Raw genomic sequence first — 265 nt, 5'->3', positions numbered from 1 at the left:
ATTGTCGTTGGCGATCTGCACCGAACCGAGGGCAGAGGCTTCTTCGCAAACGGCGATCACATCGGCATGTTCGAGGCCGATGATCGCCGCCATGGCGCCGACGCCGACGGGCACGGCTGCTTGCATGGCATTGCCGCGGATGCGCAACAGGCGGGCGGTATCGGCAAGCGTGAACGTGCCGGCGGCGCAGAGAGCGGAATATTCGCCGAGCGAGTGGCCGGCGACATAGGAAACCTTCGACTTGACATCGAGACCCTTGGCCTGC

The 265-nt window shown here is 64.2% G+C and carries 1 protein-coding gene; it reads right to left on the bottom strand.

Annotated features, from left to right (window positions below; genetic code table 11):
- Positions 1-265, bottom strand: a 265-nt coding sequence (locus SB764_RS41110) for an ACP S-malonyltransferase (protein ID WP_410866914.1), incomplete at both ends; no start/stop codon positions are given.

The sequence above is a fragment of the Paraburkholderia sp. SIMBA_027 genome (assembly GCF_046535315.1).
In the GTDB taxonomy this organism is placed as follows: Bacteria; Pseudomonadota; Gammaproteobacteria; order Burkholderiales; family Burkholderiaceae; genus Paraburkholderia; species Paraburkholderia tropica.
The sequence above is the reverse complement of the archived record's forward strand: the minus strand, read 5'-3'. Positions and strand labels throughout refer to the sequence as shown.